The sequence below is a fragment of the Arthrobacter sp. TmT3-37 genome, from assembly GCF_054510835.1.
The window spans coordinates 55,909-70,508 of record NZ_JBTNDU010000006.1 but is presented as its reverse complement, the minus strand read 5'-3'; the positions used below and the strand labels follow the sequence as shown (position 1 = coordinate 70,508).

The following is a 14,600-nucleotide window of genomic DNA, read 5'->3' as shown; positions in this document are numbered from 1 at the left end:
TGTCTGCACCGAGGAGCGTCGATGGATACGAGGAAGTTGAGATACTTTCTTGCCGTCGTCGACTGCAACGGCTTCACCCGGGCAGCCGACGAACTGCTGATCGCACAACCCTCGCTCTCCCAGACCATCGCGAGCCTCGAGCGGGACCTGGGTGTCCCGCTCTTCCACCGCATCGGACGACGGGCCGTACTCAGTGAAGCGGGCAAGGAACTCGTGGGACCCGCACGACAGGTGATGCGGGACCTCGATGCGGCCCGCTCAGCGGTCGACGCCCTTCGAGGTCTGCGGAGTGGAACTCTCGACATCATGACCATGCCGTCCCCCGGGATCGAACCCCTCACCTCCATGATCGCGAGTTTCGTCGAACTCAACCCCTCCATGCGGCTGAACGTCGAAGCGGCGTTCACGCCCGAGGAGGTCATCGAAGCCGTGCGCAGCGGACACTCGGAGCTCGGCCTGGCCGGGTCCCACGGACCCATCCGGGTCCCCGGGATCACGGTGCTCGAACTCGAGCAGCAGGCCCTGATCCTGCTCGTCAATCCTCAGGCGGACACCTTCGGTGCCGGCGATGTCGTCCACCGGGAAGCGCTCAGCGGCCACCGTCTCATCGCCAGCCAGCGTGGCTCACTGATGCGGTGGCTGGTGGACGACGCCCTCGCCCAGGGAGTCGAGGTGGAGATCGTGGTCGAAGTGGCGCACCGCACCTCCATCCTCCCGATGGTCCTGGCAGGCGTGGGCCACGCGGTCATGCCGTCGTCCTGGACGGCGACCGCGAACCGGTCCGGGTTGCGCACACTGCAGATCGAACCCGTATCGAGGCTGGACGTGGCACTCCTCAGCCGCACGAAGGACCTCACACCGGCGGCGCTGTCCTTCCTCGAGGTCGCCAGGGAACACGGCACATCCACCCACCGGTGACGCCGCCCGTGTGCGCTGTCCGGTGGAACATACCCGCCGTCCAGCTTGTTGTACACAGTGATGACGACGCCCCGGGAACTGGACCTGACCACTATCTCTCCGACCCGGCTGTGGGTCCCCAAGCACGTGATGATCACCCGGGCCGCAGCTGATCTGCCGCACACAGCCGAGATCATCAGGCGATGCGAGCGTGCAGGGGTCGACGACATCCGGGTCCTGTCCGGGAATGCACTGACGGGCCTCCGCGGCGCCACCGAGCGCGAAACCTACGCGTACGCCAAGAACACCCTCGCGGTCGTCGTCGCCCCGCCCAGCGCGCTCAAGCCGCAGCCGATCCCGCCGAGCGCCGACTGGCGGATCGACCTGGCCAGGGGCTGCCCCGCTCACTGCCAGTACTGTTACCTGGCCGGATCGTTGCAGGGGCCGCCGGTGACCCGCGTGTACGCGAACGTCGACGACGTGCTGGACGGCATACGCACGTCCGCCGGTCGGGGATCGGTCACCCGTGGCACCCTCGAGCGCGGCGACGAGGGTACGACGTTCGAGCTGTCCTGCTACACCGATCCGCTCGGGATCGAGAGCGTGACCGGCTCGCTCGCCGCAGCGATAACCCGGGTCGGGGCAGGGGACTTCGGGAGCGATGTGCAGTTGCGGTTCACCACGAAGTTCGACGACGTCGGCGAGCTCGTCGGCCTCGACCACTCGGGCAGGACCCGGATCCGCTTCTCGGTCAATGCCGCGGAGGTCGCCGATCGTTTCGAGGGTGGGACCGCGCGCATGCCGGCGCGGCTCGCCGCGCTCCGTGCTGTTGCGACGGCCGGCTACCGGGTGGGTCTGACGATCGCCCCGGTCATGCCCGTCCCCGGTTGGCGGGAGCAGTACGGCGCTCTGTTGGACGACGTCGCTGCGGCAGTCGCCGGTATCGAGGATCTCGATCTCACGGCAGAGATCATCACGCACCGCTTCACCCCCGCGAGCAAGGAGGTTCTGCTGGGCTGGTATCCCAGGACCAAGCTCGAGATGGACGAGGACCTGCGGAGCCAGAAGCGCTCGAAGTTCGGCGGCGTGAAGTACGTGTACCCGAAGCAGACCATGAAGGAGATGCGCGAGTGGTTCACGGAGGAGCTGGACCGGCGTCTCCCGGCTGCCCGGCTCCTCTACTGGACCTGATCCGACCGGATGCCCTGATGCCCCACCAGCGCCCGGGTGAGTGCGGCACCGAATGCATCTGCTCTGTGAAGAACCCCGCCCAGGGGTCGCCGGCAACGAATCACTCCTGGATGCACTCATTCCCAGGAAGACAAGCAAGCCATGATCGTTCACCCCGGCGAGTACCACGACGCCACCTCGATCGTCCCCGTTCCGCAGTGCCGGCAGACCCTCGAACTGGTCCGGCGGGGTCTGCTCATGCCCCCTCTGCCCATCCAGACAGCACTGCGGAAGCGCCGGTCGGCTTCCGTGGTGCACCTGCCGATCCGTCGGGAGTTCCCTGACACGGAAGCGGCCTGAGGTTCGCCGGGCAGGAGGCGTACAGGGACCGCGGCCGGTGCGTCGTCGATCTCCTCGTCCTGCGTGTCAGGAGGAGTTGCTCGCCCCCACGCGCCGCACGGTGATCGCCTCCGTCGTTGCCACGGGCCCGTTCTGGGCGCTGTACCGGTGGATCGTCCGAGGACGGTTCACCGTCGCCCGGGTGCTCATGCGCCCAGGCGGCCCTGCAGGAGCGCGAGGCCGGGTCCTCGAAGGTCCTGTAGGGCGGCCGTCCGTCCGGACGCCGCGAGCAGGAGCGACAGCGCTGGTCCCTGCACCGTCTGACCGGAGCCGACGGTGAACCCTTCGTCGGTAGCGGCAAGTCTCAGGCCGTTCAACCGCTTCTTCCCACCGGACAGGCGGTCCTGCGCGACATACGCCAGGGTGTCCCGCAGCTCCAACGGGGTGGCTGGGCGTCGTAGGCCGAGGGGGCATCTGATGTCCTCGCCGTGCACGACGATCTCGATGAGCCGGGTGATCGGGGGCCCGGGAGGGGCCGTGGTGCTGGTGATCGTGGATTCGAATCGCAGGAGGGTCTCGGCAGGGGTAGGAGCCCGTTCGGCTGCTACTTCCCGGGCATTCGCCCGGTCGAAGCTGAATCCCGCCCGGATGAGCGACAACCAGAAGCGACGCCGGGTCGTCCTCGCTGGACCCGTGAGATGTGCGACGACGTCGTGGACGTCCCAGCCCTCACAGAGTGATGCCGTCGCCCATTCCTGGGTGCTGAGTGATGCGAGGTCCTCGGCCAGGGCCCGCCGTTCCCGATGCACTGTCTGCCAGTCGCTGGTCATGTCCATCCTTCATCCTGTACGGCTCATGATCCCTTACTGGACGCAACCGAACCCTCGGAATCATCGACATCCGGCGGACATCCCGATAACGAACCCGACCAGCAGGGCAGGACTCCGGACTCGTCGCCTCGAGGTCGTCCCCAGCGAGGGTGCGCCGTTCTGCACGGGCCTGCGTAAACCCTGTGCCAACCTTTGCCGTTCCTGTCCGCGCAGTTCGGTTTCGGTTCCTAGCCTTGAAGGAGCGCCTGAATCGCCAGGACCCCACCAGCACCACCGGATACGGAGCACCACATGAGCATCAGCAAGAAGATCGCAGCAGGCGTCCTGGCAGCAGCCATCATCGGATCCTTCGGTGCAGGAGCAGCCACCGCTGCCGCTCCCACCGCCACCCCGACCGCCAAGGTCGTCGTCGCCCAGGTGAAGTCCACCGTGAAGCAGGAAGCCGCCGCTGCCACGTCCCTCGCCGGCAAGGAGCGTGCCGCGGCCAACAAGGCAGCAGCCGCCGCCAAGTCCGCCGAGGCCAGGGCCGTGGCTGCGGAGAAGAAGGCGACCGCCGACGCCAAGAAGCTGGTGGCCACGTCGACCGCCGCTCAGAAGAAGGCCGCCGCGGACGCGAAGTCCCTCGCCGGCAAGGAGCGTGCGGCGGCGAACAAGCTGGCCGTCGAGGCGAAGGTGGCCGAGAAGAAGGCCGCATCAGCCGAGAAGCGCGCAGCCGAGCTCGCCGAGGAAGCCGAGCAGACCCCCGCTCCCGCTCCGACCCCCACGGACATCCCCGCGCCGGCAGCTGCCTGATCCAGGATGCACACCGAAGCCCCGGGGTCATCCTCCGGGGCTTCTGCATTCGCTCCCCGAGTACCCACAAGGGGCCGTAGCTCGCCGCGGTGGTCGAAGGCTGGTCGAGAGGGCACTCCGCGTGGTCGAGGGCACAAAAAAACCCCGGCGAACCGGGGTTTTCTTTGTGCGCGGAGGGGGACTTGAACCCCCACCCTCAATAAGAGGACTAGCACCTCAAGCTAGCGCGTCTGCCATTCCGCCACCCGCGCGGGTGGTTTTTCGCCGTATAAACCGGCGAAAGCAACGAGAGAAACTCTACCACGGGTTTTGGGAAGTCGTTGCATCGGGGCACGCTCCCCGGCCCTACACGCCGCACGGAGGCGTCGGCAACCTTCCTGGCACCCCGGTCCGACCGGGGAGGACGTGCGTAAGCTGTCCTCGACACCGGTCCGCTCGACGGGCCGAGCCCGAGTGCAGGGGATGACGACGTGGACGAGACGAATACCGGCCAGGAGCAGTACGCCCTGACGTACGACGCCATGGTGCGAGCCAACATCTCCCCCGGCGAGCTCTGGATCCACTACTTCAGCATGGGTGGCGGCGTGGACGAGTACGAGGTGAACGCCTATCTGCACGGCCTGATCGACCTGCCCGAGCACGAACGCGACTGCATCTCGCAGGCCGTCAACGAACTGTTCGACGACCTGTGCCGCCAACGCGGCGCGCCCTACAGTTCAGGCCACAACCGCCGCAGCAGCACCTGAGAACCGGCACTCACCCGAGGGCGGCGAGCTCCGCGACCCGCGCCAGCGGTCCGACCGACGACAGCAGCGCCATCCCGATGGCGAGCGCGAACAGACCTAGCCACAGCGGGGAGGGGAGACGCGTACTCCCCTGGAGGAGGTAGGCGTCCGACGACGCGAGGTCCCGTCGTCGTACATGCACGCGCACGACCTTGACCCAGTCGCGGCAGGAGCCCACCAGCAGGGCAAGGCCGAGGACGAGGCAGACGTGGCCCGCCGAGGCCGCTCCCCCGAACCAGACGAGCACCAGCGACACGGCCGCACTGCCGCCCAGGATGAGGACGCCCTGGAGGTTCCTGATGAGCAGGAGCGCCGCGATCATCACGAGGGCCCCGACGGAGAGCGCCGCTGACGCCCAGCCGTACGCCGCGCACCGTACGAGCACAGCACCGACCACGGCGGGCACCGGATAGCCCCAGAACGTCGTGAAGGCAGCACGCCAGCCGCGCCGGCCCATGCTGGTGGTCGTTCCCGAGTGATCGAGGCGCAGGGTGATCCCCGTGACCCGCTGCAGGGTCAGGAGCGCGGCGGCCGCGTGCCCGAGTTCGTGGACCACCGTGACGAAGAGGCCGAAGAACCGCCACGAGCGGCGGGGCACCGAGAGCACCGCCGCCACCAGCACGATGGCGACGAGCCCGGGCATGCCCACCTCCGGCGGGGACGCCCGGGTGAAACCGTCGGTGATGCGCTCCCACAGCTGGAGGAACACGCCCTCCACTATCGGCCTGCGGCCCGGTGTCCCGCCAGGCCCTCGGCGATGGCGTCGATGGCGAGGGCCACCTCGTGGAACGACGTCGAGAGGGGTGAGAGGCCCAGACGGATGCCGTCGGGGTTCCGGTAGTCGGGGATGATCCCCTGCTGCCACAGCTCCGGCACCATCGCCGGAAAGGCCGGATGATCGATGGTCACGTGGCCGCCCCGTTCCGCGGCGACCCGTGGCGAGGCGAGGACCACCCCGTACGGCGCAAGCACCTCGTCGACGGCCTCGACGGCGAAGGCGGTGAGGAGTTCGGACTTGCGGCGCACCGCGTCCATGCCGGCCTCGTCGATGAGATCGATCATGTCCCGCATCGCCAGCATCCCGACGATGGGCGGGGTGCCCGAGACCAGCCGGCGGATGCCGGGCGCGGGCTGGTACGCCGAGCCCATGGCGAAGGGATCAGCGCTGCCGAGCCACCCGAGGATCGGCTGGTCGAGGGTGTCGAGATGCCGTTCCGCAACGTACGCCCAGGCAGGGGCTCCGGGTCCGCCGTTGAGGTACTTGTAGCTGCACCCCGCGGCGAAGTCCACGTCCCAGGCGTCCAGCTCGGCCGGGACGGATCCGACGGAATGGCTGAGGTCCCACAGCACGAGAGCTCCGGCGTCGTGTGCGATCCGGGTGATGGCGGGGACGTCGGCGACGTAACCGGACCGGTAGGCGACGTGGCTGAGGAGGACGAGGGCCGTCTCGGGCCCTACGACGGCGGCCACGTCGGCCGGCGTCGCGCCGCCGTCATAGGCCACCTCGATCCAGCGGAGCGTGAGCCCGCGCTCCCGGGCGATGCCCTCGACGAGGAAACGGTCGGTCGGGAAGTTGTCCCGGTCGATCACGATCTCGGTCCGCTCCGGCCGGGCGGCCACTGCCGCCCGTGCGAGCTTGTACAGCAGCACGCTCGTCGAGTCCGCGACGATGCACTGGCCGGCGTCGGCGCCGAGGGCCACCCGCCCCAGCTGGTCGCCGATCTGCTCGGGCAGGGTGAGCCAGCCCTCGTCCCACCCGCGGATGAGGCGCCCGCCCCACTGGCCCTCCACGAACGACGTCAGGCTGCCGACCACCGATGCGAGGGGACGGCCCAGCGAGTTGCCGTCGAGGTAGGAGCGCACCGCATCGTCGTCGGTACCGAGGAAGAGCTTGCGGTGCTGCGCGAGGGGGTCTGCGGCGTCGAGTCCGGCCGCGCGGTCGAGGAGAGTAGGGTCCAGCATGCGCCCAGTCTAGGACGGAAGGCCGAGGCCGCCGGCCCGCACCACGGCACACGGGCGGTTCCCCGTCGGGGGGAACCGCCCGTGCACTGCTGACCTGAGGACTAGCGGGTGGACGCTGCCGTGTAGGCCGACTGGATGGAACTGCCGAAGTACGGTCCGTACATCACGTTCTTCTGCGTGCTGTAGCCGAAGCTGTTGACCGAGTTCTGCGTGCCGGAGGCCCCCGAGCCCACGAACCAGGGGCCACCCGACGAGCCTCCGGTCATGTCGCAGGAGATCCCCTGGGACTGGGTGCCGCCGATCCGGTCGGCGGAGGCCGTGCCGTAGCAACTGAAGAGGCGCTCGCCGTTGAAGGGCGAGGCGGCCGGGTAGCCGTACGCGCTGTAGGTGAGGTTGCGGGCCATGTTGAAGCCGATGCTCGACGCTCCGACGGCCGCCGACAGGGTCCTGCCGTTCAGGGTGTTCACGACGGCGAAGGCGCCGTCGTAGTTGATGTCGTTGCGGGAGACCCATTCGCTCGCCGCGTGCAGCGAGCGTGCCGTCCACTTGCCGTAGGGGGCTGCACCGTTGCTGTAGGCGGGCACGAAGACGAAGTTCGTGGCCCACCCGGAGGCGAGGTCGTGGGTACAGTGGCCCGCCGTCGCGACGGTGCTCTGGTTGCCGCTCTGGACGGAGTTGCCCGAGCACACGTAGTTCTGGCCGTTCAGGGTGAAGAACACCTTGCCGATCCGGGAGACCGGCGCCTGCGCGGTGGCGCGCTGCTCGACCACGGGCTCCTTCGGGGCCTTGGCGACCGACTCCTGCCCGGCCTTCGGCAGGATCGAGCGTCCTTCGGCGGCCCAGCCGGAGTTGATGGTGTTGGCCGGCCTGGCGCTCTTCATCCGGTCGGCCGTCCAGTAGGCGTCGAGGGCGGCCTGGCTCTCGTTCTGCGCGTGGGACACGGTGGTGCCGGCGACGACGGTTCCCGCCGAGGGTGCCGCCTGGACCGGACCTGCCGCCATCAGTGCTGATGCCATCAGGGCGGAAGCGGCGATCATGCCGGCTTTGAGACCTCTAGAGTTCACGAAACTCCTCTTTCCATACAGGGGCCGGCCTTCGTCGGCTGGTGCATGGAGTCTGCCCCGGCGGTGGCGGCCGTGCCCAGTGCAGAAGCGCAGTTGGGGGGAATTACCCCTGGAAATCTCCTGGTCCCTGGACAGGGCCGCCACGCCGTGGAACTATTTCGCGCGCACCCACCCCGTGAAGTGGGGCTTCCGGCGCTCGGCCGACCAGCCGACGACGTCGACACGCTCCCCGCCGTCGTACCGCGTGCGCGTGAAGGAGGCGGCGACCACCGCAGGCAGCGGCACGGGAGCAGCGAAATCGATGCGCCAGTCCAAGGCGCCGGTCGGGGCCGCGACCGCCTGGTCGACCATGCGCGCTGCAAGGTACATACCGTGTGCGATGGCCGTCCTCATGCCGAGCACCCTTGCCGTGGGTCCGCTGAGGTGGATGGGATTCCAGTCCCCTGACACCGCTGCATAGCGGCGGCCGGTACCGGCGTCCAGAGTCCAGAGGGCCGTGGGGCGGGGCGCGGTGAACGGTGGCCGCTCTGCGTCGGACGTCCGGGGCCCCGACGCGTCGAGCCGGACCCCCCGGGCCAGGTAGACGGACCGGCCGGTCCAGACGCGTCGGCCCTCCACGTCCACCTCGGTCACGACGTCCACCTGGGTCCCCGCAGCGTGGGGCCGGAGGTTCTCGCTGTAGGCCACGATGTCGAGCACCTCGGAGGCCGCGACCTGACGGTCCTGGTGCACCTCGTTGCTCAGATGCACCATTCCCAGCAACGGGAGCGGGAAATCGGGTCGCGCCAGCACGCTCATGGCCACCGGGAAGGCGACGGTGTGGAGGTAGGCCGACGGGAGCTTGTCCCGCGCGGCCGAACCCAGCTCCTGCTCGAAGCGCGTGAGCTCCGCGAGGTCGATGCGGACGCCGTGTACGCGGTGCCGTGCGGACGGCAGGGCCGAAGCCACCGGGGCGCGCCCGATCGTCCGGCGCACGGCGAGCGCGACCGCCTGCCGGTAGAGCCCGGGAAGGCTCGGCAGTCCGGCCAGGACGGTCTCGCCGGACGGCGCGCCGTTCATGCGCCGACCAGGTTCTGCCCGCAGACCCGGACGACCTGGCCGTTGATGCCGGCTGCGGCGTCCGACGCCAGGAAGGCGATCGCCTCGGCGACGTCCACCGGCAGGCCGCCCTGCTGCAGGCTGCTGAGGCGTCGGGCGACCTGCCGTGTGAGCGGTGGGATTTTCGCTGTCATGTCCGTCTCGATGAAGCCGGGGGCCACGGCGTTGATCGTCCGTGCCCCGCCGTCGAACGCCGCTGCCTGGGCGCGGACCATGCCGATCACGCCGGCCTTGGACGCCGCGTAGTTGGTCTGCCCGCGGTTGCCCGCGATACCGCTCGTCGAGGCGAGGCTGATGATGCGCCCGCTCTCCGAGAAGACCGGCGAGGCGAGGAACTGCTCGTTCATGCGCAGCTGGGAGGCGATGTTCACGGCGATGACGGAGTCCCACCGTGCGGCATCCATGTTGGCCAGCAGCTTGTCGCGGGTGATGCCGGCGTTGTGCACCACGACGTCCAGGACGCCGTAGCGACCTCCGACGTGCTCGAGGATACGGGCTGCAGCGTCCGGCGCCGTGATGTCGAGTTGCAGGGCCGTCCCGCCGACCCGGTTCGCCACGGCCGCCAGCTGCTCGCCGGCGGCCGGCACGTCGACGGCGATCACGCGGGCGCCGTCCCGTGCCAGGACCTCGGCGATCTTCGCACCGATGCCACGCGCCGCACCGGTGACCACGGCGGTCCGGCCCGCGAGGGGCTGATCGGGGATCCCCTCCCCCTCGGCGCCCGTGGTCGCAGCGAGATCGACGACGCCGTCGGCGGACGCGGCGGTCACCTCGAGGAACTGCCCGTCCACGTAGGCGCTCTTGCCGGACAGGAGGAACCGGAGGGCGCCCAGCGTGGTCGGGTCCGTCGTCGTCGCGGTGCCGCGCAGGACGATGCCGTTGCCGGTGGCCCCGCCCCGGAGCTCGTGTGCCACGGACCTGATGGCCCCGTCCACTCCCTGACGTGCGGCTGCCTCCGCCGGATCGGTGGTGTCCGCTGCGGAACGGAAGAGGGCGACGACGCGTCCGCCGGGCACCAGCAGCTTCACGGCCTGCCCGAGCTCGAGCAGCGGGCCCGTGAGGTCCGTGGGTGACGAGGCACGGTCGAGGACGACGATGGCGGCGCTGAGCTTCTCCCCGGGCAGCACGTGCCGGCGGACCTCGATGTCCCACCCGAGCAGCACGTCGGCGAGCGCGTCCGCACCGGCACCCGCCCCGGCGACGAGGACGGGCTGTGGTGCCAGGACCTCACCGGGGGTGTAGCGGCGCAGGACCGCGGGCCGTGGCAGGCCGAGCGCCCTGGCGATCCTTCCGGGCAGAGGGGTGTTGACCAGCTCCAGGTACGTGTCGGCCATCAGTTCCTCGCCTCGAGGATCGCGACGACGCCCTGGCCACCGGCGGCGCAGATGGAGATGAGGCCCCGTCCGCCCTTCTCGGAGAGGGTCTTGGCGAGTGTCGCGACGATGCGGCCGCCGGTCGCGGCGAAGGGATGACCGGCCGCGAGTGAGGATCCGTTGACGTTGAGCTTCGAGGGGTCGATGCTGCCGAGCGCACCGTCGAGCCCGAGGACCCGCTTGCAGTAGTCCTCGTCCTCCCAGGCGGCCAGCGCGCTGAGGACCGTCCCGGCGAAGGCCTCGTGGATCTCGAAGAAGTCGAAGTCGTCGAAGGTGAGACCGTTGCGCTGCAGGAGGCGGGGTACGGCGTGGACTCCCCCCATGAGCAGGCCTTCGTCGCCGTGCACGAAGTCGACGGCCGCCGCTTCGGCGTCGACGATGGTCGCGAGCATCGGCAGGTTGTTGGCGGTGGCGTACTCCTCGCTGCCGAGCAGGACGAGTGCGGCGCCGTCGGTCAGCGGCGTCGAGTTGCCCGCGGTCATCGTCGCCGGCGTGTCGAGGGACGTGCCGAACACGGGCTTGAGCGTCGCGAGCTTCTCCGGGGAGGTGTCCGCGCGGAGGTTGGCGTCCCTGGTCAGGCCGCGGTACGGCGTCATGAGGTCGGCGAAGAAGCCGCGCTCGTAGGCGGCCGCGAGGTTCTGGTGGCTGCGGTAGGCGAGCTCGTCCTGTGCTTCGCGCGAGATGTTCCAGCCTGCGGTCGTGAGTGCCTGGTGCTCGCCCATGGACAGGCCGGTGCGCGGTTCACCCGTGGTGGGGGCGTTGGGCGAGAGGTCCTTCGGTCGCAGCCTGCCGAGCGCCTTGATCTTCTGCTGGGGAGTCTTGGCGCGCGACAGGTCCAGGAGTACGCGGCGGAGACCTTCGCTCACGACGATGGGAGCATCCGAGGCGGAGTCGACGCCGCCCGCGATGCCGGACTCGATCTGGCCGAGCCTGATCTTGTTGGACAGGCCCACCACTGTCTCGAGGCCTGTCGCACAGGCCTGCTGCAGGTCGTACGCAGGGGTCTCGGGCGACAGCGCGGACCCGAGGACGGCCTCGCGGGTCAGGTTGAAGTCACGGGAGTGCTTGAGGACTGCGCCGGCCGCCACCTCGCCGATGCGCTCGCCCTGGAGCCCGAAGCGCGCGACGAGGCCGTCCAGGGCGGCGATGAGCATGTCCTTGTTGGAGGAGTAGGCATAGGCCCCGCCGGAGCGGGCGAAGGGGATGCGGTTGCCGCCGATGACGACTGCCGTGCGGGGTGTACGGGCAGCGTTCTGCGACCCGGCCTGATCTGCCATGGGAGTGCTCCTGATGCGAGGGGTGGATTACCGATACCTAGCGTACCTGATACGCTGGGTATCATGAAGTCTACCGCCGTGCTCCCCAGCGCCTCCGACGAGGTGCCCGAGGCGCGCCCGCCATCCGACGGGCGGTCCAGCCGCTGGGAGGAGCATCGCGCCGAGAGGCGACGGCAGCTCATCAAGACCGCCAGGCGCGCGATCGACGCGCTCGGCCCGGGCGCGTCGATGGAGGACATCGCCGCTGCGGCGGACACCTCCAAGTCCGTGTACTACCGCTACTTCGGTGACAAGACAGGACTGCAGCGCGCCATGGCGGAGGTGGTCATCGGCCAGATGCAGCAGAAGGTGCTCGATGCCGCCAAGGCGGCATCGACGCCCCGCGAAGGTCTGCACTCGATGGTGCTCGCGTACCTGCAGATGGCCCGGACCTCCCCCAACGTGTACGCCTTCGTCACGCGGGTGGGGATCGCCGAATCCACGGCCGCCGACGACGGCGCGCAGGACACGCTCGCGCACTTCCTCGCCGCGATCACCGAGATGATCTCGCGGCCCATGCGCGCCTACCTGCTCTCCCCCGACCGTCCCGCCGGGCCCGACGACGCCGCACCGGGCTACTGGCCGACGGCCGCGATCGGCATGGTCCGCGCCGCCGGTGAGCACTGGCTCTCCACCCCCGACGGACCCCACAAGCCGACCGAGGAGCAGATGGCCCACCACATCACGGGCTGGCTCTTCGACGGCATCAGCCGCTACGAAGCGCTCGTTCCGCCGTCGACCCCACGCTCCCCCCATACCCGCCGACCAGCGAAGGACACGCCATGACCCAGACCATCTCCCGGCCGCAGCAGCTTCCTGCGACGGCCGACATCAGGGACGACGAGCAGGCCACAATCGACACGGCCGAACTCGGGGAGCTGCTCCTCGGCAAGTGGGCGCACGTACGGCGGATCGCACGGGAGCTCGCCGGACGACCGGAGGTGCACAAGGTGGAGGGGCTGACCCACCACGACCACCGGCGGCGCTGCCTCGACCAGCTCCACTACCTCGTGGAGCAGAAGGCCGTGCACCGGGCCTTCCCCGAGGCCTTCGGCGGGGACGACGACCACGGCGGCAACGTCGCGGGCTTCGAGGAGCTCGTGGTCGGCGATCCCTCGCTCCAGATCAAGGCCGGCGTGCAGTGGGGCCTGTTCGGCTCGGCGGTGATGCACCTCGGCACGGAGAGGCACCACGAGGCGTGGCTGCCGGGGATCATGAACATGGACATCCCGGGCTGCTTCGCGATGACCGAGACAGGCCACGGCAGCGACGTGGCGAGCATCGCCACCACCGCGACCTTCGACCCGGCCACGGACGAGTTCGTCATCGACACCCCCTTCCGCGCGGCCTGGAAGGACTACATCGGCAACGGAGCCATCGACGGGCGCGCCGCCGTCGTCTTCGCGCAGCTCATCACCAACGGCGTGAACCACGGCGTGCACGGGTTCTACGTGGACCTGCGCGACGCCGACGGCACCTTCCGTCCCGGGATCGGCGGGGAGGACGACGGCATCAAGGGCGGACTCAACGGCATCGACAACGGCCGCCTGCACTTCACCGGTGTCCGGGTACCGCGGACCAACCTGCTGAACCGCTACGGCGACGTCGCCGAGGACGGCAGCTACACCTCACCCATCGCGTCCCCCGGCCGCCGCTTCTTCACGATGCTCGGCACCCTCGTCCAGGGACGCGTCTCGCTCGACGGCGCCGCCGTGGCCGCCAGCAAGCTCGCCCTGACCGCCGCCATCACCTACTCGACGCAGCGCCGGCAGTTCAACGCGTCCTCCGAGCTCAGGGAGGAGGTGCTGATGGACTACCAGCGGCACCAGCGCCGGCTCCTGCCGCGCCTCGCGGCGACCTACGCGGCCTCGTTCGCCCACGAGGAACTCCTCGAGAAGTTCGACGACGTCTTCTCCGGCAGGAACGACACCGACGAGGACCGGCAGGACCTCGAGACACTCGCCGCGGCCCTCAAGCCGCTCAGCACCTGGCTGGCCCTCGACACCCTGCAGGAGTGCCGCGAGGCGACGGGCGGCCAGGGCTTCCTGATCGAGAACCGCTTCGCATCGCTGCGCGCCGACCTCGACGTCTACGTCACCTTCGAGGGCGACAATACCGTGCTGCTGCAGCTCGTCGCGAAGCGCCTCCTGACGGACTACGCCAAGGAGTTCAAGGGTGTCGACTTCGGCGTCCTGGCCCGCTACGCCGTGTCGCAGGCGGCGGGCAAGACCCTGCACCGCTCCGGTCTCCGCCGTGTCGCGCAGACGGTGGCGGACTCCGGCTCCGGCAAGAAGTCCGCCAAGGCGCTGCGGGACGAGGACACGCAGCGCGAGTTGCTGTCGGACCGGGTGCAGTCACGTGTGGCGGACGTCGCCGCCGTGCTGCGCGGTGCGAAGGGGATGTCGCAGGAGAAGTCCGCCGCCCTCTTCAACGAGCACCAGAACGAGCTCATCGAGGTGGCCCACGCACACGCCGAGCTGCTCCAGTGGGAAGCGTTCACCCGAGGCCTCAAGAAGATCGAGGACCCGGGAACACGCGAGGTCCTCACCCGGCTCCGGGACCTGTTCGGTCTGTGCCTCATCGAGAAGGACCTCGCGTGGTTCCTCATGAACGGCCGCCTGTCCTCCCAGCGCGCGCGGACACTGGACCGGTACATCAACCGGCTGCTGACCAGGATCCGCCCGCACGCCCTCGACCTGGTGGAGTCGTTCGGGTACGGGCCCGAACACCTGCGCTCGGCCATCGCGAGCGGAGCGGAGCAGGAGCGCCAGGACGAGGCCGCCGAGTACACGCGCCGCCGCCGCGCCAGCGGTGACGCGCCGATCGACGAGAAGACACTCCTCGCCCGTGAAGCCAGGCAGAAGAAGGCGCAGAAAGCGGCGAAGTCCCGTACCAAGGGCTAGTGACGGGCCCTCGCGGCCTCCCGCGAGGGCATCCACTCCTGACTGGCCCTGCCCGTCCAGCCCGGAGCGGG

At 69.6% G+C, this 14,600-nt stretch carries 15 protein-coding genes and 1 tRNA gene; 7 read left to right on the top strand and 9 right to left on the bottom strand.

From position 1 onward, the window contains the following. Window positions 1–21: 21 nt before the first annotated feature. From ACX80U_RS09965 to ACX80U_RS09955, 3 genes are all read left to right on the top strand, one after another. Window positions 22–918: a LysR family transcriptional regulator gene (locus ACX80U_RS09965; protein ID WP_459268280.1), complete on the top strand. Its 897-nt coding sequence runs from the start codon at window positions 22–24 to the stop codon at window positions 916–918. Window positions 919–978: 60 nt separating this feature from the next. Next, on the top strand, window positions 979–2,088 hold the full coding sequence (locus tag ACX80U_RS09960) for a spore photoproduct lyase family protein (RefSeq protein WP_459268279.1): 1,110 nt from the start codon (window positions 979–981) through the stop codon (window positions 2,086–2,088). Window positions 2,089–2,229: 141 nt separating this feature from the next. After that, window positions 2,230–2,427, top strand: a complete 198-nt coding sequence (locus tag ACX80U_RS09955; protein ID WP_459268278.1) for a hypothetical protein — start codon at window positions 2,230–2,232, stop codon at window positions 2,425–2,427. A gap of 66 nt (window positions 2,428–2,493) precedes the next feature. Here the strand turns inward: ACX80U_RS09955 and ACX80U_RS09950 are convergent, their stop codons facing one another. Further along, a complete protein-coding gene (locus ACX80U_RS09950) occupies window positions 2,494–2,616 on the bottom strand; it encodes a hypothetical protein (RefSeq protein ID WP_459268277.1) in 123 nt (40 codons plus the stop codon). After that, window positions 2,613–3,236 carry a maleylpyruvate isomerase family mycothiol-dependent enzyme gene (locus tag ACX80U_RS09945; RefSeq protein ID WP_459268276.1) on the bottom strand — a complete coding sequence of 208 codons (624 nt, stop codon included), beginning with the start codon at window positions 3,234–3,236 and terminating at the stop codon, window positions 2,613–2,615. The genes ACX80U_RS09950 and ACX80U_RS09945 overlap by 4 nt, the downstream gene beginning before the upstream one ends. 291 nt (window positions 3,237–3,527) lie before the next feature. Between ACX80U_RS09945 and ACX80U_RS09940 the strand changes: the two genes are divergently transcribed. After that, window positions 3,528–4,028 carry a hypothetical protein gene (locus tag ACX80U_RS09940; protein WP_459268275.1) on the top strand — a complete coding sequence of 167 codons (501 nt, stop codon included), beginning with the start codon at window positions 3,528–3,530 and terminating at the stop codon, window positions 4,026–4,028. A 167-nt stretch (window positions 4,029–4,195) separates the two neighbouring features. Here the strand turns inward: ACX80U_RS09940 and ACX80U_RS09935 are convergent. Beyond that, a tRNA-Leu gene (locus ACX80U_RS09935) sits at window positions 4,196–4,279 on the bottom strand. A 219-nt stretch (window positions 4,280–4,498) separates the two neighbouring features. Between ACX80U_RS09935 and ACX80U_RS09930 the strand changes: the two genes are divergently transcribed. Further along, window positions 4,499–4,774, top strand: coding sequence for a hypothetical protein (locus ACX80U_RS09930; RefSeq protein WP_133083081.1), 276 nt, complete (start codon window positions 4,499–4,501; stop codon window positions 4,772–4,774). A 10-nt stretch (window positions 4,775–4,784) separates the two neighbouring features. Here ACX80U_RS09930 and ACX80U_RS09925 read toward each other — a convergent pair whose 3' ends face one another. The 6 genes from ACX80U_RS09925 to ACX80U_RS09900 all read right to left on the bottom strand — a co-directional run bounded on the left by ACX80U_RS09925 (window position 4,785) and on the right by ACX80U_RS09900 (window position 11,587). Beyond that, window positions 4,785–5,522, bottom strand: coding sequence for a M50 family metallopeptidase (locus tag ACX80U_RS09925; RefSeq protein WP_244186144.1), 738 nt, complete (start codon window positions 5,520–5,522; stop codon window positions 4,785–4,787). An 8-nt stretch (window positions 5,523–5,530) separates the two neighbouring features. Then, the gene (locus tag ACX80U_RS09920) at window positions 5,531–6,775 is read right to left on the bottom strand and encodes a kynureninase (protein WP_459268274.1); all 1,245 of its coding nucleotides are present in this window, start codon (window positions 6,773–6,775) and stop codon (window positions 5,531–5,533) included. Between the two features lie 101 nt (window positions 6,776–6,876). Continuing rightward, window positions 6,877–7,839: a trypsin-like serine peptidase gene (locus ACX80U_RS09915; RefSeq protein WP_459268273.1), complete on the bottom strand. Its 963-nt coding sequence runs from the start codon at window positions 7,837–7,839 to the stop codon at window positions 6,877–6,879. A gap of 153 nt (window positions 7,840–7,992) precedes the next feature. After that, a complete protein-coding gene (locus tag ACX80U_RS09910; protein ID WP_459268272.1) occupies window positions 7,993–8,898 on the bottom strand; it encodes a MaoC/PaaZ C-terminal domain-containing protein in 906 nt (301 codons plus the stop codon). Continuing rightward, window positions 8,895–10,271: a 3-oxoacyl-ACP reductase gene (locus tag ACX80U_RS09905; RefSeq protein ID WP_459268271.1), complete on the bottom strand. Its 1,377-nt coding sequence runs from the start codon at window positions 10,269–10,271 to the stop codon at window positions 8,895–8,897. Before ACX80U_RS09905 ends, ACX80U_RS09910 begins: the two co-directional genes overlap by 4 nt. Further along, complete coding sequence (locus ACX80U_RS09900) at window positions 10,271–11,587, bottom strand: acetyl-CoA C-acetyltransferase (protein WP_459268270.1); 1,317 nt, start codon at window positions 11,585–11,587, stop codon at window positions 10,271–10,273. The genes ACX80U_RS09905 and ACX80U_RS09900 overlap by 1 nt, the downstream gene beginning before the upstream one ends. A gap of 63 nt (window positions 11,588–11,650) precedes the next feature. On the opposite strand from ACX80U_RS09900, the gene ACX80U_RS09895 reads away from it, so the two are divergent. Together ACX80U_RS09895 and ACX80U_RS09890 are read left to right on the top strand one after the other, a co-directional pair. Further along, window positions 11,651–12,412, top strand: a complete 762-nt coding sequence (locus tag ACX80U_RS09895; RefSeq protein ID WP_459268269.1) for a TetR/AcrR family transcriptional regulator — start codon at window positions 11,651–11,653, stop codon at window positions 12,410–12,412. Next, a complete protein-coding gene (locus ACX80U_RS09890; RefSeq protein WP_459268268.1) occupies window positions 12,409–14,529 on the top strand; it encodes an acyl-CoA dehydrogenase family protein in 2,121 nt (706 codons plus the stop codon). The genes ACX80U_RS09895 and ACX80U_RS09890 overlap by 4 nt, the downstream gene beginning before the upstream one ends. Window positions 14,530–14,600: the final 71 nt, after the last annotated feature.